At 34.8% G+C, this 20,899-nt stretch carries 25 protein-coding genes; 8 read left to right on the top strand and 17 right to left on the bottom strand.

The window, feature by feature from the left end; genetic code table 11:
* Positions 1–80: 80 nt before the first annotated feature.
* A complete protein-coding gene (locus tag I7822_RS14475; protein ID WP_207979324.1) occupies positions 81–185 on the bottom strand; it encodes a YhdX family protein in 105 nt (34 codons plus the stop codon).
* A gap of 259 nt (positions 186–444) precedes the next feature.
* Here I7822_RS14475 and sda point away from each other — a divergent pair, with 259 nt between their 5' ends.
* The gene (gene sda, locus I7822_RS14470; RefSeq protein ID WP_207979323.1) at positions 445–609 is read left to right on the top strand and encodes a sporulation histidine kinase inhibitor Sda; all 165 of its coding nucleotides are present in this window, start codon (positions 445–447) and stop codon (positions 607–609) included.
* A gap of 88 nt (positions 610–697) precedes the next feature.
* On the opposite strand, the gene I7822_RS14465 is transcribed toward sda, so the two are convergent.
* A complete protein-coding gene (locus tag I7822_RS14465; RefSeq protein WP_207979321.1) occupies positions 698–1,117 on the bottom strand; it encodes a universal stress protein in 420 nt (139 codons plus the stop codon).
* 261 nt (positions 1,118–1,378) lie between these two features.
* On the opposite strand from I7822_RS14465, the gene I7822_RS14460 reads away from it, so the two are divergent.
* Complete coding sequence (locus I7822_RS14460; protein ID WP_243459477.1) at positions 1,379–2,848, top strand: SulP family inorganic anion transporter; 1,470 nt, start codon at positions 1,379–1,381, stop codon at positions 2,846–2,848.
* A gap of 126 nt (positions 2,849–2,974) precedes the next feature.
* Here the strand turns inward: I7822_RS14460 and I7822_RS14455 are convergent, their stop codons facing one another.
* From I7822_RS14455 to I7822_RS14430, 7 genes are all read right to left on the bottom strand, one after another.
* Positions 2,975–3,139 (bottom strand): transcriptional regulator SplA domain-containing protein, encoded by a 165-nt coding sequence (locus I7822_RS14455; protein WP_207979319.1) that lies wholly within the window; start codon positions 3,137–3,139, stop codon positions 2,975–2,977.
* 361 nt (positions 3,140–3,500) lie between these two features.
* On the bottom strand, positions 3,501–5,129 hold the full coding sequence (locus I7822_RS14450; RefSeq protein WP_207979317.1) for an MDR family MFS transporter: 1,629 nt from the start codon (positions 5,127–5,129) through the stop codon (positions 3,501–3,503).
* 477 nt (positions 5,130–5,606) lie between these two features.
* The gene (gene uptA, locus I7822_RS14445; RefSeq protein ID WP_207979315.1) at positions 5,607–6,203 is read right to left on the bottom strand and encodes an undecaprenyl phosphate transporter UptA; all 597 of its coding nucleotides are present in this window, start codon (positions 6,201–6,203) and stop codon (positions 5,607–5,609) included.
* Between the two features lie 366 nt (positions 6,204–6,569).
* Complete coding sequence (locus tag I7822_RS14440) at positions 6,570–7,466, bottom strand: YitT family protein (RefSeq protein ID WP_207979313.1); 897 nt, start codon at positions 7,464–7,466, stop codon at positions 6,570–6,572.
* Positions 7,467–7,673: 207 nt separating this feature from the next.
* On the bottom strand, positions 7,674–7,805 hold the full coding sequence (locus I7822_RS30250) for a hypothetical protein (RefSeq protein WP_279381977.1): 132 nt from the start codon (positions 7,803–7,805) through the stop codon (positions 7,674–7,676).
* A 119-nt stretch (positions 7,806–7,924) separates the two neighbouring features.
* Positions 7,925–9,529, bottom strand: coding sequence for a catalase (locus I7822_RS14435; protein WP_207979311.1), 1,605 nt, complete (start codon positions 9,527–9,529; stop codon positions 7,925–7,927).
* Positions 9,530–9,689: 160 nt separating this feature from the next.
* Complete coding sequence (locus I7822_RS14430; RefSeq protein ID WP_207979309.1) at positions 9,690–10,673, bottom strand: Gfo/Idh/MocA family protein; 984 nt, start codon at positions 10,671–10,673, stop codon at positions 9,690–9,692.
* 215 nt (positions 10,674–10,888) lie between these two features.
* On the opposite strand from I7822_RS14430, the gene I7822_RS14425 reads away from it, so the two are divergent.
* On the top strand, positions 10,889–11,749 hold the full coding sequence (locus I7822_RS14425) for a Cof-type HAD-IIB family hydrolase (protein WP_207979307.1): 861 nt from the start codon (positions 10,889–10,891) through the stop codon (positions 11,747–11,749).
* 258 nt (positions 11,750–12,007) lie between these two features.
* Here I7822_RS14425 and I7822_RS14420 read toward each other — a convergent pair whose 3' ends face one another.
* A complete protein-coding gene (locus tag I7822_RS14420) occupies positions 12,008–12,685 on the bottom strand; it encodes a hypothetical protein (protein WP_207979306.1) in 678 nt (225 codons plus the stop codon).
* Between the two features lie 411 nt (positions 12,686–13,096).
* Here I7822_RS14420 and I7822_RS14415 point away from each other — a divergent pair, with 411 nt between their 5' ends.
* From I7822_RS14415 to I7822_RS14395, 5 genes are all read left to right on the top strand, one after another.
* Positions 13,097–13,420, top strand: coding sequence for an ArsR/SmtB family transcription factor (locus tag I7822_RS14415; protein ID WP_207979304.1), 324 nt, complete (start codon positions 13,097–13,099; stop codon positions 13,418–13,420).
* Positions 13,421–13,599: 179 nt separating this feature from the next.
* Complete coding sequence (locus I7822_RS14410; protein ID WP_207979303.1) at positions 13,600–13,776, top strand: hypothetical protein; 177 nt, start codon at positions 13,600–13,602, stop codon at positions 13,774–13,776.
* 16 nt (positions 13,777–13,792) lie between these two features.
* Positions 13,793–14,659, top strand: coding sequence for a permease (locus I7822_RS14405; RefSeq protein WP_207979302.1), 867 nt, complete (start codon positions 13,793–13,795; stop codon positions 14,657–14,659).
* 18 nt (positions 14,660–14,677) lie between these two features.
* A complete protein-coding gene (locus tag I7822_RS14400) occupies positions 14,678–14,842 on the top strand; it encodes a hypothetical protein (RefSeq protein ID WP_207979301.1) in 165 nt (54 codons plus the stop codon).
* Positions 14,843–15,011: 169 nt separating this feature from the next.
* Positions 15,012–15,335 carry a YnfA family protein gene (locus I7822_RS14395; RefSeq protein WP_207979296.1) on the top strand — a complete coding sequence of 108 codons (324 nt, stop codon included), beginning with the start codon at positions 15,012–15,014 and terminating at the stop codon, positions 15,333–15,335.
* A gap of 162 nt (positions 15,336–15,497) precedes the next feature.
* Here the strand turns inward: I7822_RS14395 and I7822_RS14390 are convergent, their stop codons facing one another.
* The 7 genes from I7822_RS14390 to I7822_RS14360 form a co-directional block, all read right to left on the bottom strand.
* On the bottom strand, positions 15,498–15,773 hold the full coding sequence (locus I7822_RS14390; protein ID WP_207979294.1) for an adhesin: 276 nt from the start codon (positions 15,771–15,773) through the stop codon (positions 15,498–15,500).
* Between the two features lie 214 nt (positions 15,774–15,987).
* On the bottom strand, positions 15,988–16,416 hold the full coding sequence (locus tag I7822_RS14385; RefSeq protein WP_207979292.1) for a protein-tyrosine phosphatase family protein: 429 nt from the start codon (positions 16,414–16,416) through the stop codon (positions 15,988–15,990).
* 20 nt (positions 16,417–16,436) lie between these two features.
* Positions 16,437–18,209, bottom strand: a complete 1,773-nt coding sequence (arsA, locus tag I7822_RS14380) for an arsenical pump-driving ATPase (RefSeq protein ID WP_207979290.1) — start codon at positions 18,207–18,209, stop codon at positions 16,437–16,439.
* Between the two features lie 21 nt (positions 18,210–18,230).
* On the bottom strand, positions 18,231–18,590 hold the full coding sequence (gene arsD, locus I7822_RS14375; protein WP_207979288.1) for an arsenite efflux transporter metallochaperone ArsD: 360 nt from the start codon (positions 18,588–18,590) through the stop codon (positions 18,231–18,233).
* Between the two features lie 94 nt (positions 18,591–18,684).
* The gene (arsC, locus tag I7822_RS14370) at positions 18,685–19,104 is read right to left on the bottom strand and encodes an arsenate reductase (thioredoxin) (protein WP_207979283.1); all 420 of its coding nucleotides are present in this window, start codon (positions 19,102–19,104) and stop codon (positions 18,685–18,687) included.
* A 25-nt stretch (positions 19,105–19,129) separates the two neighbouring features.
* Complete coding sequence (locus I7822_RS14365) at positions 19,130–20,428, bottom strand: arsenic transporter (RefSeq protein ID WP_243459476.1); 1,299 nt, start codon at positions 20,426–20,428, stop codon at positions 19,130–19,132.
* Positions 20,429–20,444: 16 nt separating this feature from the next.
* A complete protein-coding gene (locus I7822_RS14360) occupies positions 20,445–20,789 on the bottom strand; it encodes an ArsR/SmtB family transcription factor (protein ID WP_207979282.1) in 345 nt (114 codons plus the stop codon).
* Positions 20,790–20,899 lie beyond the last annotated feature (110 nt).

Genomic DNA, 20,899 nt, shown 5'->3' with positions numbered 1-20,899 from the left:
TTATAATTTCCTAGACATTAAGAAAAAGGAGAGTGACTTAAAGGGTCTGCGCCCTTGATTTTAAGTCACTCTCCTCTTCTTTACTCTTTTTCTTTTTCCTTATCATCTAAAAGCTTAGCTTCACTAATTTCCTTATCTGTCTCTACCTTAATACTTTCTTCCACTCGGATTCGACCTTTTCCCATCAGAGTTCCCTCCTCCCGAAAGCTTACCTACATTATAAAAAAATCATTGTATATGTAAACATAACGAAAGTACTAAATTAAAAGAATTTTTCTACTAAAATATTAATTCCGTCATATAGAATTCTTCTATTTTCTACATTTTATTACAAACTTCAGTTTAGGGACTTTTCTTTCGTGGTATGTAAAAGGAAAGTGGTTTAACAGCAAGCAACACAGCGATGATTGTTCTAAAAAGCATTAAATTAAAGGATGGTTTTCAATGAGATTTATAAAAATGTCAGATGAAACATTAATAGTAAGTTTTCATGAAGCATACAGATTACAAATAAGCTCTGACTTTATTAAAATGCTAGAAAAGGAGATTAATGAGAGAGGACTTCCTCTTCCGAACGTTTTTCATAAGCAGTTAAAGAAAGTAGATTAAGTTTTTTACAGTTGACCTAGAGAGTAATGAGATTTTTACATCTCACACCCTTTAGGTCAACCCAATATAGAAAAATCCTTAGTTTACTTTATTTCACAATCATAACCGGACATTCAACACGTTTCGCAACTTTGTGACTTACACTACCTAGAACCATTTCCTGTAAACCATTAAGACCGCGACTGCCCACAACAACTAAATCAAAGTGCTGTTTATTTGCATACTTTACAATCTCTGGACCAGGCTCACCCTTAAGCAATTCCACCTTAAAGTTCACAAGTTGTTTTTTTAGTATTTCCTCAGTTGGTCTTAGCTTCCTCAAACGCATTTCTTGAACTGCTTCCTTATTTCCTTCTGATAACATATCGGACTTAGATTTTGTTCCATCTATTACATAAACGACTGTAATGATTGCCTCAGGGTCCATTCTTGCAATTTCGGAAGCTTTAATGGCTGCACGTAAAGCATGTTCTGATCCATCTATTGCTAATAATATGTCTTTGAACATGTTTCCCCCTCCAAACTCTTTACTATTATTTTACAACAGCAATTGCTTCATTAATATAAACTTCTTTTTACAAATTTCTGCTTAAAACGGAGAATTTTAAAGATATTAAAAGAAAACATTCGATTAATACGCTTACATAGTATTACTATAATTTATTATTCGATGGTATAATCATGACCGATAATAACGGACCCGACTTTCATGAGAGTTGAAAGTCACATATCTTTTCAGACAATTAAATATGAAGAAAGAGGTGCTGTTTTGAACACACAAACATTAAAACAACAGTGGTTTGGAAACATACGAGGAGATATTCTCTCAGGTATTGTTGTTGCATTAGCACTAATTCCTGAGGCAATTGCGTTTTCCATTATCGCCGGTGTAGATCCAATGGTTGGATTGTACGCTTCATTCTGTATCGCTGTCGTGATTGCCTTTGTAGGAGGAAGACCGGGAATGATTTCAGCTGCGACAGGTGCAATGGCATTAGTTATGGTTACTTTAGTAGCTGACCATGGACTACAATATCTCCTTGCAGCGACAATTTTAACCGGAATAATTCAAATTATTCTTGGCGTATTAAAAGTGGGAAGGCTTATGAGGTTTATCCCTCGTTCTGTTATGGTGGGCTTTGTAAACTCTCTAGCTATCCTTATTTTCATGGCACAATTACCACACTTCATTGGTGAATCCTGGGTAATGTATGCAATGGTTGCTGGCTCACTAGCAATCATTTATATACTGCCTAGATTTACGAAAGTCGTTCCTTCGCCACTTGTAGCGATCATTGTGATGACAATCTATGCAATTATGTCAGGAGTTTCGGTTCGCACTGTTGGAGATATGGGTGAATTAACACAAGCTTTACCATTATTTTTAATTCCTCAGATTCCTTTTAATCTTGAAACATTGCAAATTATCCTCCCTTATTCAATCGCTTTAACTTTTGTCGGATTATTAGAATCACTATTAACTGCACAAATCGTTGATGATATGACCGATACTGAAAGTGATAAAAACAGAGAGGCAAGAGGTCAAGGTATTGCTAATATTGTAGCTGGCTTCTTTGGAGGAATGGCAGGCTGTGCGATGATTGGTCAATCAGGTATCAATATTAAATCTGGTGGTCGTGGTCGATTGTCTACACTTGTTGCCGGTGTATTCCTAATGGTGTTAATTTTACTACTGAACAACATTTTAGTACAAATCCCGATGGCAGCTTTAGTTGGTGTTATGATCATGGTATCAATTGGTACATTTGATTGGTCTTCTCTAAGAAAGCTAAGGGTAATGCCTCTTACTGATTCTGCTGTTATGATTGTTACAGTTGTTACTGTTGTACTTACACATGATCTATCTAAGGGTGTACTAGTAGGTGTTTTACTTAGTGCAATCTTCTTTGCCGCTAAAATTTCAAAGGTACAAGTTGAATCAAAACTTGATGAACAAAATCACAAAACTTACAATGTAAAAGGACAGTTGTTCTTCGCATCTGTTACAGATTTAGTGTCAAGCTTTGACTTCAAAGAAGATATTCAGCATGTTGTTATTGATTTTAGTCATGCACACCTATGGGATGATTCTGCTGTTGGAGCGATTGATAAAGTTGTCCTTAAATTCAAGCAAAACGGTACAAATGTTAGTATTGAAGGCCTAAATAAAGACAGTTCAACACTCGTAAAAAAACTTGCTGTTTATGATAAAGCAAAAGCTAAAATGGCAAATCATTAATAAACTCAAAGAAGATCCTGATCTTTATTGATCAGGATCTTTTTATAGTCTCATTTAACGCTCTTTAGCCTAAACTTTTAAACTTAATAAAAACGCTCAGTTTAATACTAAGCGTTAATGAGTTAATTAATCATTTGAAGAGTTGTCACCAACTGATAGGTCATCATTAGACAAAAGATGGTACGATTGCGTTAAGATTAGTGCAGACCGATTTTCTTCTTTAGGGTGTGGAACCACTTCAGCCTGAGCAAAAACCTCGTTATCATAGAATTCTTCATCTTTGGGGAACATTTTTTCATTCCTTTCTACTATTAGCAGTTCTATCGCTTACATTTTATCCATGTATTTGAGGCTTTATGTAAGAAGTATGACAATTCATTTTTTATTATGGTTTGATCAATTTATTTTAAGCAGGTTGAACCTGCTTTGTCATTTATTGAACCACTTATCCTGGTTATTTAACCAACCTCCAATTTAAGATCGTCGTTTTATTGCGGATTGAACCTCTTTTTTAGATAATTTAACCACCTATGTTATGAATTGAACCACTTATCTCATTTATTAAACCAACTGCAATTTGATGCCTCTCCTTATACTGCGATTGACAATTTTCCATACTAAAAAAAGTTGAGAGGCAATCCTCTCAACTTTTTTAAACAGGTTGTTTTGTTAATTTCTCTTTCTTATGCTGATTTTGTTGTGGATCAGGAAGGGCATCACTTGAACTTCTTAAAGGTATTTCTTTTAAGAATAAGGTTAAAAAGACAGCAAGGATCATAATAATTGCTGCAGTCATGAACACGCCAGATAATGCAAAACTCAATGAGTCCTGAAGCATACTTACAATTTTTTCAAAAAACACAATCATTTCTTCAGGAAGGCTTTGTTGGATTTCCGCTAACTTCTCATGATCCAATAATAGTTGTGGATTTTGTAGCTCAGCTAGCTTATCTTGCATTTCAGGTGGTACAGCTGCTGCCTGCTTACTGACCCCTGCAAACGATTCAGCCATTTTGTCACTCATTCGCTGATTTAAAACAGTTCCCATAATTGCTACTCCAACTGTTCCTCCAACAGAACGGAATAGCTGTGAAGTTGCAGTTGCCACTCCTAAATAACGCTGATCAACAGCATTTTGCACAGTTAATGTAAAGACAGTCATTCCGACACCAAGACCAAGTCCCACTAATACTAAATAAATAATCAATAACCACTGAGACGTTCCAGCATCCATTGTTGTAAATAAAAACATTCCAACTGTTGTTACAATTAATCCGATAATTGCTTGTAGCTTATATTTCCCTGTTTTCGTAATAATCTGTCCGCCTATGCCACTTGCAATAACTAATCCTAATGTCATGGTCATTGTAATAAAGCTTGAATGTGTTGCTGTAAATCCTAATACTCCTTGAACAAAATATGGAATATACATAACACCACCGAACATCGCAACACCAATTGCAAAACCGATAATATTTGATATTGTAAAAATGCTATTTTTAAACAAATAAAGTGGGAGAATTGGGCTCTTAGCTTTTCTTTCTACTAAAATAAATAAAATCAATGAAATGATCGCACTAGCAAATAAACCAATAATTTGCGTAGAATTCCAATCATATTTTGTACCTGCCCATGAAAATGCTAATAATGTAGGAACAATAGTAGTAGTTAAGAAAATCGATCCTAAGTAATCGACAGACTCTCCTTCTTTCTTCTCCGCCTTAGGGAAAAGCTTCCATATTAAAATAGCAGCTACAATTCCTAAAGGTAAAAACACCCAGAATACCCATTTCCATTCTAAGTTATCGACAATATATCCACCAAGAGTTGGGCCAAACACACTCGAAATTCCAAATACAGCTCCCATCGCACCCTGCCAACGGCCACGTTCACGCGGTGCAAAAAGATCTCCAACAGCTGTAAAAGCTGTGGACATAATCATCCCTGCTCCAAATCCTTGAAAACCTCGATAGGTAATTAGCTGAAAAATATCCTTTGATAAGCCAGATAAAAAGGCACCGACCATAAAAATAAAGATCCCGATTAATATAAATGGTTTACGTCCATATATATCTGATAATTTACCAACAAGAATCGTTGTAATAGCTGATGTTAACATATAGATTGTAAAGACCCAACTATAGTAATCTAGTCCTCCCAGGTCTGCAATTATCTTAGGAAGAGCATTCCCTACAATTGTTTGGTTTACCGCAGCAAAAAACATTGCTCCAATAATCGCAATCATAATTGTAATTTTTTCTTTCTTACTTAAATGTTCCATTATACGTTCCCCCTTATTTATTATTTATTATTTATTCGTCATAATGTTAACTAAATGAAGTATTAATCGATTTAAAAAGTGGAGATCATCTGAATGATTCCCACTTTCGACAGAGCTTTTACCTATTCATTTGTTGGATTCTATTCAATTTATCTATTCAAGAAACTAATACTTAACCTAGATAATATTTCATATAGAAAAATAATAGCAATACTGATTATATTCTGATTCCCTCTAAAATGCAATAAAATATATTTACAATGAACAAAAGCGCAAGCACCTTGATCAGCCTAAGGCAAATAAGATGTTTTAGAATAGAAGGCGTTCTTTGCCTTCAATTCTAAATTAGCTTTTGACCTCGAGGGGCTAGGCGCTGGAGCTGGATGTCGTGCGCATATCCACAGTTCAAGAATTTTAGAATTTCTAAACGACAAAAAGGGCTTACCAAAACGTAAGCCATGCATAAGATGTTTTTCATTAATATGTCCGTGGAGCTTTAAACTTTTTCACTAAATAGTAAACCACAGCCATTAATAGTGCACAGCTTATAATTGGAATGAGGTAAGGACGAGCAACCTCTTTTATATACATCCAATTACTCCCTAGCTCAATCCCTAAATATAAAAAGAAAAGCGTCCATGGGATCATCGCTGCAACAGTATATAAGGTGAATTTCCATAATGACATTTTTGCAATCCCAGCAGGTATACTAATTGCATGTCTTACAACTGGGATAAACCTTGCTCCGAATATAACACCAGAACCATACTTCTCAAACCAGGTTTCTGCTAAATCTAAATGGTGCTTTTTTAAAAGCAGGAATTTTCCATACTTCTCAAGAAAGGGCCTCCCCCCGTAGCTACCGATCCAATATAAGATTAATTGAGCAATTGTTCCTCCAATTACACCTGCAGCAAATGCTCCTATAAAACCAACCCGTCCAAGTACAATTAAGTACCCACCATAACCAAGAACTATTTCACTCGGAATGACCTCAAGCATTAGCCCTAGTGCTATACCTACATATCCAAGACCTGTTAGCCATTCTAATATGTTCAGAATCGCTTGCTCCATTTGTTCACACCCTTACCTTTTTAAAGTCCAAGCATTTCTTGTCCTTATAAAGGTATGAAGAAGTATAAGAAATTAGCCCAATTTTCAACACTTAAAGAAAAGCATTAATATAATGTTGTGCTCTTTTCAATAGGAACAAATTATGTAACCAGGAACAAAAGCGCGAGCGCCTTGAACAGCCTCGGGTAAATAAGACGCTCATGAATAGAAGGTATTTTTCACCTTCAATTCATGAGTGGCTGTAGACCCAAGAGGGGCTAGGCTCTGGAGCTAGATGCCTAGCGCTTATCCACAGTACTAGTTTTTTATAATTTCCTAGACAAAAAAAACTCTGTGGGATACGTTCTCCACAGAGCTGCAACATCATTAATGAATATCCTTTTTCTTAAACCTTCCGCCTCGCACCTCTGCAATGTTTGCAACTGCTAAAAAGGCAGAGGGATCTAAGTCTTCAACAATCGATTTTAATTTTGCTTCCTCTAATCGAGTAATGACACAGAAAATAACCTTCTTATCATCTCCTGTATACGCCCCTTCTCCATTGAGGTATGTTACACCACGGCCTAACCGAGCTAAAATCGCGTCTCCAATCTCACGGTAGTGCTCACTAATAATCCATGCAGATTTTGATTCATCAAGTCCCTCAAGAACAATATCGATTGTTTTAAATGCTACGAAATAAGCGATTAAAGAATACATAGCTCTGTTCCAGCCAAAGACAAAGCCCGCGCTTCCTAGAATAAAAATATTAAAAAACATAATGATTTCGCCAACAGAAAAAGGTAACTTCTTATTCGCAAGGATAGCTAAAATTTCAGTTCCATCTAACGATCCTCCATAACGAATAACAATTCCTACACCAACTCCAAGAATAATCCCGCCAAAGACTGTTGCTAGAAGGATATCTTCAGTGAAAGCTGGAACAGGGTGAAATAATGCCGTCGCTATTGATAACACGGTAATTCCAAACAAAGTAGATAGAGCAAATGTCTTTCCTATTTGTTTATAACCAATGAAGAAAAATGGAATATTTAATAGGAATATAAACAAACCAAGATTCATTCCTAGTAAATGGGATAAGATGATTGATATCCCAACAATTCCCCCATCAATAACCTTATTTGGGACTAAAAAGATCTCTAAACCAACAGCCATTAAGACTGCACCAATAAAAATGAAAAAAGCTCTTTTAAATATTTTCGCTTTCGTTAAACCCTGATGTTTTTTTATTTCCTTTTGTACTACCATTGGAATTTCTGTCATAAATGTCCCCCTTTTATTCAAATTTTCATTCTATCTATTAAGTAGAAAATATCTACTTATTTAAAGTATTATTACTCTATTATAACGTTAATTTAGTGAATAGTGGACTAAAATGCTTAAAGCAAAGCAACCTGAGAATTCCACAAAAAAGTTTGGGTTTGTTCACTTTCGAACAAACCCAAGTTTTTTGCTTTTTTAAAAAACGCACTATTTTTTTGAACTTTTCTCGTTATGGTTTTTTTCAGCTAAATCATTTCCAAAGTCCTTGTCTGTATTTATTGCGTCACTTGCTTTTTTCATTTTCTTTTGTTGATTTTTGTGACTATCTCTTTCAGCCATATTAATTAGCCCCTTTTTAGTTTATTGACTAGCATTAAAAAATAGTATGACCATATTTTCAAAAATCATTATGTTAAAGCTCTCATAATTTTGAAGTGATCATACAATGACTCTCCCTATTAATAAGGTTCAGCATCGTGCCCCTTATTCACAGCAGTTTTAGTTGCTTGATTTCCATCTTTGTTGCCAAGAGGTTTTTGACTTGATCCTTCCTTAGAAGCGTGAGCCAAGCCTTCTCTTAAAAGGCGACCATACTCTTCATCAGCTTCTTCAGCAAGAGCAACCATTTTATCTTGGATCCTTTGGTCACATGTAGAAAGATCTCCTACAAGGTTTGAAATGAGTTCATCTTTTTCCCATTGCTCAAATCTACGATATGTTTCACCCGCTTGTTTTGTATTACTTTGGCGATCAATGGATTCACGGACTAGGTTCCCTTCAACTTTTGGAGTGTGCTCTTTTCCATATTGTTTAGCTTCCTTTAACCCACCCAATATTGATGGCTCGTAGTTAATATGAGGATTTTGGTTAGGTGCGCGGTCTACTTTGTATTGCATTTGTCCCCCGCTTTGATTAGTCGCTACTCGTTTTTTTGGAGCATTAATTGGCAGCTGTAAATAATTTGCACCTACTCGATAACGTTGAGTATCAGAATATGAGAACGTCCGACCTTGAAGCATTTTATCATCAGAGAAATCAAGCCCATCAACAAGAACTCCTGTTCCAAATGCAGCTTGTTCAACCTCAGTAAAATAATCTTCAGGGTTTCTATCTAACACCATTTTTCCTACTGGTAGCCAAGGAAACTGATCTTCAGGCCAAAGTTTTGTATCATCAAGAGGATCGAAATCTAATTCAGGATGTTCATCATCGCTCATAACTTGGACAAGCAACTCCCATTCTGGAAAGTCGCCACGCTCAATTGCTTCATATAAATCCTGGGTAGCATGGTTAAAGTTTTTTGCTTGAATTTCTTGGGCTTCCTTTTGTGTTAAGTTTTTAATCCCTTGCTTTGGTTCCCAGTGATATTTTACAAGAACCCCTTCCCCTTCACTATTTACCCATTTGTATGTATTAACGCCAGAGCCCTGCATCATACGATAGTTAGCTGGAATTCCCCATGGTGAATAGACAAAAGTGACCATATGGAATGTTTCCGGAGAGTTACAACAAAAGTCAAAAAATCTTTCACTATCTTGAATATTCGTAACTGGATCTGGTTTAAAGGCATGAATCATATCAGGGAATTTTATCGCATCGCGGATAAAGAAAATTTTTAAGTTATTCCCAACTAAATCCCAGTTTCCATCTTCCGTATAAAATTTAACAGCAAACCCACGAGGATCTCGAAGTGTTTCTGGTGAATGCCCACCATGGATAACAGATGAAAAACGGACAAAAACAGGAGTCTTTTTCCCCTTTTCTTGAAATAATTTCGCACGAGTATATTTTGATACATGGTCATTTCCTGCTGTTCCATAAGCTTCAAAATAACCATGTGCACCAGCACCACGCGCATGAACAACACGCTCAGGAACACGTTCTCTATCAAAGTGGCTTATTTTTTCAATAAAATCGTAATTTTCCAACGTTGCAGGACCGCGATTTCCCACTGTTCGCATATTTTGATTATTTGTTACAGGATGCCCCTGTCTGTTTGTTAAGGTATCTTCGTTTTCTTCATTCGTATTTTGATTTCCTTGATTTGATTGATCCTTTGTCAACCCTCGACCTCCTCAGTATGCAAGTAAACATTGGTATTTTATGGTTTTTCATATTTTCATCTTTACTATCTCCCGCTTTTCAGTAAAATATTCCAGTTAATTAAAAAGGGGACAGTCCCTCACTGCTTTAAAGCAGTGAGGGACTGTCCCCAAAGAAAATTTACTTATCCGCTGGAAAAACCAATCCAATTTGTTTTCTAGTATCCTCTAATATTTTTGCTGTTATGATGGAATTTTGGTGAGAATTCATTTCTGATTGCTGCTTTTTATGCGTAATTAATTCAACGAATTCTTTTGCCTCATAATACATACTATCTGAGTCTTGTGTTCTTGTAATGTCTTCAACCGTTCCATCTTTATACTGAATTTTTATACTTAGAGGTGTATTCATTTGATCGATGATAATGCTGCCGTTTTCTCCTTGTATTTCAGAAGGCACATATGAGTTTGTAATCTTAGAATACATAATAACTGCATCCATCTCATCATACGTTAGCAGGATACTTCCCTCACCATCAACACCAGACTCAAGCATATAACTTGAAGCCTGAATTTGCTTTGGCTCACCAAATAATGCAACAGCAGGATACACACAATAAATTCCAATATCCATTAATGCTCCATTAGAGAATTCTGGATTGAATGCATTTAATACGATACCTTCTTTGTATTTATCATAACGAGAAGAGTATTGACAATAACTTGCAAAATAGCGACGAATCTGGCTAATTTTATGTAGATTTTCTTTTATTGCTAAAAAGTTCGGTAGTAAAGTTGTTTTAAGAGCTTCCATTAAGACAACAGAATTTTCATTAGCAACCTTAATCATTTCACTAATTTCCTTTGTATTAGATGCCATTGGCTTTTCACAAAGAACGTGCTTTCCATTTTTCATGCATAAAATTGCTTGAGACGCATGAAGTGAATTTGGGCTTGCAATATAAACTGCATCAAATTCGTTACTACTAGCAAATTGTTCTAAATCAGTGTATGTATGCTTAATATCAAATTTGCCAGCAAACTCCTCCGCCTTTTCACTTGTTCTAGAATAAACAGCTGTGAGTGAAAAGCCCTCCACTTTACTAGCAGCTTGAAGAAAGCTTTCTGTAATCCAGTTAGTTCCGATAATTCCGAATCGAACCATGATTTATCCCTCCATATGTACTCTATTTCTATTGGACAGTATATCTTTTTTTTGAATAAAGAAAAAGAGAACTATTATCTTTTTGTAAATTTATTATTATTTCATTCCTTTTTTATAATTAATTAACTGATAATATGTCATAATAAATAATTGAGTTATAATGTACATCATTTACATATATGTAGAATCGAAAAGTAGCAAAGGAGACAATTAGTATGAAAAAATTAATTGCAATTGATCTAGATGGAACATTGTTATCATCTAACATTGAAATTTCTGAGGTAAACGTTCAAGCTATTCAAAAAGCTCAAAAGGCAGGCCATGTCGTCATGATTTGTTCAGGTCGTGCACCAGAGGATATAAAAACAGTCATTAGCCAAACTCCACTTGAATGTCCTGTTGCAGGAAGCAATGGTACAATGGTTCTTGCTGACGGCAAATTATTAAGCCAAATTTCAATAGATAAAAATAACGTGAAAACCGTTGCAAATATACTTAATGAAAACAAATACCCTTTCAAAATTTATTCAAGCCAAGGTATTTTCGTTGCTTCAACCTGGACTGAGCGCATGCTTGCATTCTTAGAACAAAATCAAGAAGTTAGTAAAGGATTAACACCAAAAGAATATAAATTTATGACTGAGCAGCCTAAAGAAACAGATACTATTAAAATATTCGATCATATAGACGACGTTTTAAATAAAGAGAATATTGCTGTTCAAAAATTCTTTATCCCAACTATATCAGGAAAAACCGAACTCATTTCCAAGCTCGATGAAATTGAAGGCATTTCAATTACTACTTCAGGTCCATTCAATATCGAAATTATGGACACAAATGGACATAAAGGCAATGGGATTAAAGTAATGGCTGAGTACTATAATATTCCTATCGAAAACACGGTTGCAATCGGTGATAACTTCAATGATGTTCCAATGCTAGAAGCAGCTGGCCTTTCAGTTGCGATGGGAAATGCTGATCCGTTTGTAAAAGACATTGCTGATGTTGTAACCTTAACAAACAATGAACATGGTGTTGCTCACGCTATAGAAAAGTATGTTTTAACAAATAACTAAACTAAATCGCAACCATTGAAAAAAACTGCAATGAATACAAGAACTCTTCTTCCTCAAACGAAGCAGGGTCTATAATGATAATTAAAGCTAATTTCGAATTTCCATCACATTTCTTCCATACTAAAAAGCTAACAAGATCAACTAAGACTTGTTAGCTTTTTTTCTGGCTGCAACACTTACTCTGTTTCTCCCTAATTTCTTTGACAGATACAAACAGTTTAAACACTTCAACCAAATAAATAAAATAGACAACAATTATTACACGTTGTCTATTACCTTTTCTGAGTCAGCAGCATCAAGATTATAAATCATATCAAATAATCGATTTGAGATAAAAAACATAAAGAAGTGGAGCGGATATAGTAAGAATACGGTCTGTTTGTTTTTGAAAACCTTGAATCGATATAAAAGATAATCCAATATTGCAACAAAGAAAATCCTGAGGAGCAGAGAATATTTAAATCTAATTTTGTATGTTGTTAATAATATTGCCGATATAATAAAGGAGTAACACGGAATAATAATAAAGTGCTCTTTCCAAGTATGAATTACACCAAAGCCTGATTTAAACCTCCTACTGAAAATTGAAAGTATAAATAGAACATTCACACTAATAGAAGTAACAGATAGGTATGAAGTAATCCCCTGTGCAATCGGATTTTTCCTTTTTAATAACCGATAGCAGAAGTCACTTACATTAAAAAATAGAAACAAAAAAAAGAATGTATAGTATGTTTCCCACCATCTTTTCTTAAAGATCTTCCAATAAATAAATAAACGCTCAATTAAGGTAAAATAAATGGTGAAAAATAGCTTCCACTTCCATCCCAAACGAAATGCGGTTATTGTCGTCCCTATGATTGGTATATATATTGCCTGTGAAAATACGGCACCTAAAATATTATCCAATTGTCGATTCTTTAAGATTTTGGGCATGTATCTATATCCCTGGAATAAATTAAGGACAAAATATTCAAAGAGATAGGCAAATCCAATGTTTGACCATAATAATATACGGTAGCTTTTGTCTCTTTTTTTATAAAAAGTAAAGGCTAAAATTAGCACATGGACAATTAATAGCACTACAAATGGTACTGAATTGTTTTTTAACTTTCTCTTCAATCGCATTATCGCAATCCTACTCCTAATAACTAGATAGTAATTATCTTTCGTATTTTTAATAATAATTATACAAGATGCCTATAAGCCCAAATGAAAGTGAAATTGTATTGTCAAAACCTCTCAATTAATTAAATCAATTTTTTTTGATTTAATTAATTGACAAATGAAAATATTGGAGATATAGTTAAAACATCAAAAAAAATTGATTAAGAAAAGGTGTTTTTCATGAATCAAAATATTAACCTACAGGATGTGTCATTAGAAAAAGTTTTTGAGACATATGAAGGAAAATTTAAAGCGATTGCAGATAAAAAAAGACTACAAATTATGAATCTCCTTACACAAAAAGGCGAAATAAACGTTAATGATCTTGCTCCAATGGTAAACATGACACAATCAAAGTTATCGTACCATTTGAAAATACTCTTAGATGCAAACTTCATCATAAGAGATACTAGAGGTACATGGAATTATTACAAACTTAATCTAGATGAAGTTAACCACTTATTGTCTGCAGAACTCTGTTGTTTATTTAGACCTACCTGCTAATAAAACAAGACTGATCGACTTTTACGGTCAGTTATCCCTTATCTTTACTTCTTTTATCACCTAATGCTTAGACTTCAGGAACCTTTCTGTCAGGTTAATGTGGGGTAAATTTTTTTTGAAAATAACATCAATTTTTTTTGATTAATATATCAAAATTATTTGTTTTAGGAGGAGAAATAATGTTTAATGATTATGAATTCTATATGCTTTCAAAATTAAAACAAGAAGAAATGGTGACATTTGCTAACGAACGTATGTCATTTTCCTCAATAAAGGATCAGAAAAACACTTTTAAGGTACAAGTAAAAACTAAACCAAAAAATTCCACAATTTGCTGTGAAACAGCTTGCTGTTAATAGGGGGTGATTAAAGATGTGGATCGATCTAGTTAAAAGCTTTATTTATATTGCACTTGAATTAACGATTTTATTTGTCATCATTTCCTTTCTCATTAGTCTTTTACAAGGATATATTCCTTACAAAAAAATCGAGAAGAAGTTGGCAGGTAAAAATAGATTTTTAGCTGCTTCAGCAGCGATTGCATTTGCTTTTATTACGCCTTTTTGTTCATGTTCCACCATACCAGTAGTTGTAAATATGTTAAAAAAGAAGATGCCTTTTGGGATTGTGATGATCTTTTTATTTGCTTCACCTGTTTTAGACCCAACAATAATAACAATTATGGGTGTAGTACTTGGTTGGAAAGTAACCATTCTATACACCATTGTTACAAGCATCTTTTCAGTCATTATTGGCTTTGCACTTGAAGCATTTGGATTTGAAAAGTATGTGAAAAATGTAGTTATGACTGGATATCAAGATCGTAACAATAAGTTCAATTTTAAACTAGCTGTTAAAGAAACAATGGATCTAATGAAAAATGTTTATCCCTACTTAATAATTGGTGCAGCTATTGGAGCGATCATTAATGGATTAGTTCCAACTGAATGGATTTCATCTATTTTCGGTGAAGACCATTGGTGGCTAATCCCAATAGCTGCGATTATTGGAATACCATTGTATATCCGTCTTTCCAGTATGATCCCTATATCGCAAATTCTTATTATGAAAGGGATGGCACTAGGACCTGTAATGGCAATGATGATTAGCTCAGCTGGTGCAAGTTTACCAGAAGTCATTTTATTAAAATCAATCTTTAAAAAGGAATTGGTTGTTACCTTTGTTTTATCTGTTGTAACAATGTCCACGATTTCAGGTTTTATATTTTATCTAATTTAATGAAATGGAGATGATATTATGTTACGTTTTTTCAAAAATGGTTCTAAAAAGGATGCAAATTGTTGTAATGTCAAAATCGAAGAAGTTAAAGATAGCAATACCTCTACCTCTACCTCTACCTCTGAAGAAAGTTTAAATGAGGACGAAAAGAAAGTCTGCTGTTCAACAGATGATGCTAAGTAGGATTGTTGTTAGACAGCTAGAGATCGAATTGATTTAAAAATAGAAAGGTCTTCTTAGAACGGGGACCTTTTATTCTATTTAAGGGGTGCATAAATTGGCATTTAGTTTGTAAAAGCAAACTGTACATGTAATTATTTATTTAGAGAAAGAGAATGGTAGGTGTAGATGAGTGATTATTATTGCATTATTTCTTTTAGCAGGATTAGCGGAAATTGGTGGAGGTTATCTAATTTGGTTGTGGTTACGTGATGGGAAACCATTTTATTATGGAATAGCTGGTGGTGTGGCTTTAGCATTATATGGCGTGATAGCCACCTTTCAATCATTTCCATCATTCGGAAGGGTCTATGCTGCGTATGGTGGAGTTTTTATTGTTCTTTCTGTCCTTTGGGGATGGGGAGTGGATAAGAAAACACCTGATACATACGATTGGATTGGGGCAGTAATTTGCTTAATAGGAGTCTCAGTTATGCTCTTGCCTTCAAGGCAATAATAAAAACTCACCCAACTTGATCAGCCCCGACAATAATAAGACGCACATGAATAGAAGGTGTTTTTCACCTTTTATTCATGTGTGGCTTAATACCTAGAGGGACTAGGAGCTAGATGTCAAAGCTTTATACACAGTACAAGCAACACTGACTTCCTTCTTTATTTAACAACAATCACTTGCCCCTAATAAAACTAATCCTGCACCGTTTTGATTAGCTTCTTTATCTAATGTTAAATCTTCTGTTCCTGTAATTTGTGAATCGATAGCAACTTTGATTCCGTTAATGGTATGAACTGTATCTGCTTCTTGTGGTGCATCTAATGAGATCGTAAATTGCGGTCCACAGCAGCCAGCAACAGAAGTAAGACGAATTCCTTCTGCACCTTTTTCATTTAAAAAGTTTTCCAAGAGTATTTTTGCTTCATCCGTTATTTTCATTACTTTCTCCCCTTTACTTTATCCAATTCTTAACGAGCAGTAAGCCCTAATTTCTAAGCTTAAGTAAAGATGGGCGATAACTGCCCGTAAATATCCGACGAAGGACAGACGTCCAAGTCAGACGAAGCCACAAGACGTGGCGTTTTAAGTTTGATAAGTTTCACTACCGTTCAGTGGGGGATGAAAAAAAACCACTGAATGAAGTCTCACTTTATTATGCATTTGGATAGATTCTATTTAAAGTTTCTTTCATCTCAGCTTTTACATTGATTTTTGGTCGAGCAGTCATTGCCATATCTTCTGCTTCTTCAATTGTCTTAGCTTTTCCTAAAGCTAAAAGTGTTCCAATGGCAACAGTACCTGTACGGTTACTGCCTCCTTGGCAGTGGAAGTACACATTCTTCCCTTCGATATATGCATTTACTACTTGATCAATCGATTTCTTAACCGATTCATCTTGTTGGTCTGCATCATCAACAATTGGACTGTGCAAACGATTATATGTTGACTCTTCTTTCGGTGCCTCTGCTCTTAAATCAAATGCAATATCGATTTTTTCATTTTTCATCACTTCATGGATATCATCTGCACCACCGATATAAATACGATCTTTCAATAATTCATGGTAATTCTTAGTTGTCATATTAACTCCTCCTATTTATGTTATAATCTCACATACTCTTTAATTACTTCATAGCCTATCTTCTCTTCACTTATCCAAGGAATGATAGCAGAATGAGTGGCTAGTTCCAGGTTAACCTTATTAATCCATTTTTTTTCGGATGCAGCTCTTCCCTTTAAAATCGGATCTTTAGTTTTTGTTGCATACATACTTTGATTAATGATCCACCATTTTGGTTGAATATCTGCCCGTTTTAAATCCTCTTGAAGCCTATCAGCTTCTAAAACAGGTGTTGTTTCAGCTAAAGTAACAATCACTACACTCGTTTCTTCAGGATTTCTTAACCTTGGAAGCAATTTGCTTACACTTTCTGGCACATCTCCAGTAGAACGAGCAAGTTCTTTATGATAATTCTGTGCTGAATCTAATAACAATAACGTGTGCCCAGTTGGAGCTGTATCAATCACGACAATTTCTTGTTCTGACTTTGCAACAACTTCTGCAAAAGCTCGAAAAACAGCAATTTCTTCTGTACAAGGAGAATTTAAGTCTTCTTGTAAGTAGGCAATACCTTCTTCATCAAGTTCTTCTCTTGCTTTTGAAATGACTTCTTTCTTGTACTTTTCAACTTCCTCAACTGGATTAATGGCTCTAATGGTTAGATTATTATTACTCTCACTATTATCAAACATGTAATGAATATGGGAGGCAGGGTCTGTTGTTGTTAAATGGACCTTATGCCCTTTTTCTACTAGTCCAACAGCAATTGCTGATGCAACTGTTGTTTTCCCTACTCCACCTTTTCCCATGGTAAATATTATTCTTTTATTTGTACTTGATAAATCATCAATTACATCTTTTAGTCTATTTAAGGAGAGATTGGAATCTATACCTCTTACCTCTTCTGATTCTGATAATGAATACTGTTTAAATAAATAACGAAGGTTTTCGATACCTGTTAAAGGATATGACACAAATGGTAAGGAATAGATCGGCACTTGTTTTAATTCATCAGGAATGTTTTTCAGTGCATTTTGCTGACGATGATAAAAAGCAGTAGAGACCGCATCGTCCGAAACATGAGTTTGTAACTCTCCATTCATAATAAGCGTCTGATTTGTTATACCAATTCCCTTTAATTCAACTGATGCTCGCTTTGCTTCATTAATGGATGAAACTTCAGGTCTTGATACCAAGCATAATGTAGTTTTTTCGGGATCTGATAATGCCTCAACAGTTTTAGAATATATATCCTTCTTTTCTCCTAAACCAGATAATGGACCTAAACAGGAAGCACCATGTGTACTTTCTTCTAAAAATCCACTCCATGCAGTAGGCAATTGGAGAAGTCTTAATGTGTGTCCTGTCGGAGCGGTATCAAAAATGATATGTTCATACTTGTTCACAGTTGAATCATCAGTTAACAAACTTGTAAATTCATCGAAAGCAGCAATTTCAACCGTACAAGCACCAGAAAGTTGCTCTTCCATTGTAGCAATTACTGATTCAGGTAATTTACCACGATAAGGGCCGACAACTTTTTCTCGATAATTTTTAGCAGCTTCTACTGGGTCTAAATTACATGCATAAAGATTGGGTACATTTGGAATTAACTTCGGTGTATTCGTTAATTCCACTTCTAATACATCCTGTAAGTTTGAAGCTGGATCTGTACTGACAAGCAATACTTTTTTCTCTGCATCAGCTAATGCAACAGCTGATGCACAAGCAGTAGAGGTTTTTCCTACTCCACCTTTTCCTGTAAAAAATAGAAATGGAGTATGGATACTCTTTGGGTGAAAAGGGTGATACATTCAATCCCACCTTCCTAGGTTTTACAGTTGTTTTAAATCAATTGATAATTTCACCTTTGGCTTTTCTTTTAACTCTTCTGGATTAACACCAAACCATTCAGAAAGCTCTTCAGTGGTTGGATACTCTCCAACTTTTTTAATTTGGCTATTCAAGAGGGTTACAGGTAGAGCATCTGGACCCTTTTCAATAAGAATTCGAGTAATCTCACTATTTTCAGCAAATACACCAGGTTCATTTGTAAGATTGTACCTTTTAATTTCTAAGCCTTTTTTTTCAAGTGAATAAACGGCAGACGCTACTCGAGTTAACTCAGGATCAACACTTGGTCCACATACACCCGTTGAACAACACATAGCAGGATCAAATATCTCAACTTTCATATGTTTTCATCCCCTTTATTAAGATATAAGAATTTACTTATACATTCGTTAAAGTGAAAGCCGGGAGATATACTCACGGCTTTCGTTTTTTTTATTATTCTCCAGTTTTCGCGAAACGTTCAATTCTTTCTCCAATTTCATCACGAACACGGCCAAAAAATGCCCATTTTTCTTCTTCTGTTCCTTCAGCTTTAGCAGGATCATCAAAGCCCCAGTGTACACGTTTGATATGTGGAGGGGTCACTGGGCAATTGTCTGCCGCATGGCCGCAAAGTGTTACGATTAAATCAGCATTATTTAAAATTTCTGGATCAATCACATCTGATGTTTGATTTGAAATGTCAATTCCAGTCTCTTTCATTGCTTTTACTGCGTTCGGATTTAAACCGTGAGCCTCTAAGCCAGCACTTTTCACTTCCCATTCGTCACCTAAATGTTTTTTTGCCCAGCCTTCTGCCATTTGGCTTCTGCAAGAGTTCCCAGTACATAAAAAGTAGATAGTTTTTTTAGACATATTAATTACTCCTTTTTAAATAAGATTAATGGATGATAAGTAACCAAATATATAGACCAACAAGTGTAATAAACAATGTCGGAATGGTTAAGATAATTCCTGTTTTAAAGTAGGTTCCCCAAGAGATTTTCACATTTTTTAATGATAGAACATGTAGCCATAATAAAGTTGCAAGTGAACCTATTGGTGTAATTTTCGGACCTAAATCAGAACCGATCACATTTGCATAAATAAGCGCTTCTCTAATGACACCACTTGTATTTGTATCAGAGATCGCAAGTGCATCAATCATAACTGTTGGCATGTTATTCATAACAGACGATAAAATAGCAGCAATAAAGCCCATTCCTATAGTTGCTGCAAATAAACCTTGATCAGCTGTCACTTGGATTAAATCTGCTAAAACATTTGTTAATCCAACGTTTCGCAAACTGTAAACAACTACATACATTCCGATTGAGAAAAATACAATTGCCCAAGGTGCCCCTTTAATGACAGTCCTTGTGTTTACAGCAGGACTTCTTTTTGCCATATAGAGAAAGAAGATGGCAACAATACCTGCAATAATCGATACAGGAATTCCAATGAATTCACTTGCAAAATAGCCAACAAGTAATATGCCCAAAACAATCCAAGATAATTTGAACATCTTTTCATCACGAATTGCTTCAACAGGTTTTTTTAATTGAGATAAATCGTAATTACTTGGAATGCTCTTTCTGAAAAAGAGAAATAAAACCAAGATACTTGCACCTAAAGAGAAAAGGTTGGGAATGATCATCCTAGATGCAAACTCAACAAAGCCAATGCCAAAAAAGTCAGCTGATACGATGTTAACTAAGTTACTTACCACTAATGGAAGTGATGTTGTATCGGCAATAAATCCACTTGCTATAATAAATGGAAAGACCATTTTTTCACTAAAGTTTAAATTACGTACCATTGCAAGTACAATTGGTGTAAGAATTAATGCAGCTCCATCGTTCGCAAAGAATGCCGCAACAATTGCTCCTAGGATACTTACATAAACGAACATTTTAATGCCGTTTCCTTTAGCTGCTCTAGCCATGTGTAAAGCTGACCATTCGAAAAAACCTATTTCATCTAATATGAGTGAAATAATAATAATTGCAATAAATGCTAACGTGGCGTTCCATACAATTGATGTCACATCAATAACATCTTTAAAATCAACCACACCTACAATAAGAGCTAAAATGGCACCACCACATGCAGACCAACCGATGGATAGTCCTTTAGGTTGCCATATAACTAATGTAAGTGTAAGTAAAAAGATGACTGATGCTAAAATGATTGATGTCATTTGTTAAATCCTCCATTTATTCACACGAGATTCGTAAACCTTGTTCTTCTAATTCTTTTATTCGATAATCTTGATTCGGAAGGTGTTGAAGTAAGTTTTGGACAAGAGGATAATAATCACTATTTTTATTTAACGAATAAATGATCCACTGCCCTCTTCTCGTTTCTTTCACAATCCCTGCATCTTTTAGTTTACGAAGATGTTGACTAATTGCCGGCTGACTTGCTTTAAAGATTTCAACAAACTCACAAACACAGCAATCATTTGAATCTAACATTTTCACCATTGTCAGTCTTGTTTTATCACCTAAAAGCTTTAGAATTGTTGCAGCTTTTTCTATTTCAATCGTAGTTTCTAACATTTTATACACCTCCAATGATTATCCGTATATTACTATATAATAATTCACTTATATATTCAATAGAATAGATGTTTTTTTATTATTAGAAGCATCTTCTTAGTTTATGCAGA

The sequence above is a fragment of the Metabacillus bambusae genome (genome assembly GCF_017497975.1).
GTDB classification, from domain to species: Bacteria; Bacillota; Bacilli; order Bacillales; family Bacillaceae; genus Metabacillus; species Metabacillus bambusae.
This window is presented reverse-complemented; position numbering and strand designations above follow the sequence as displayed.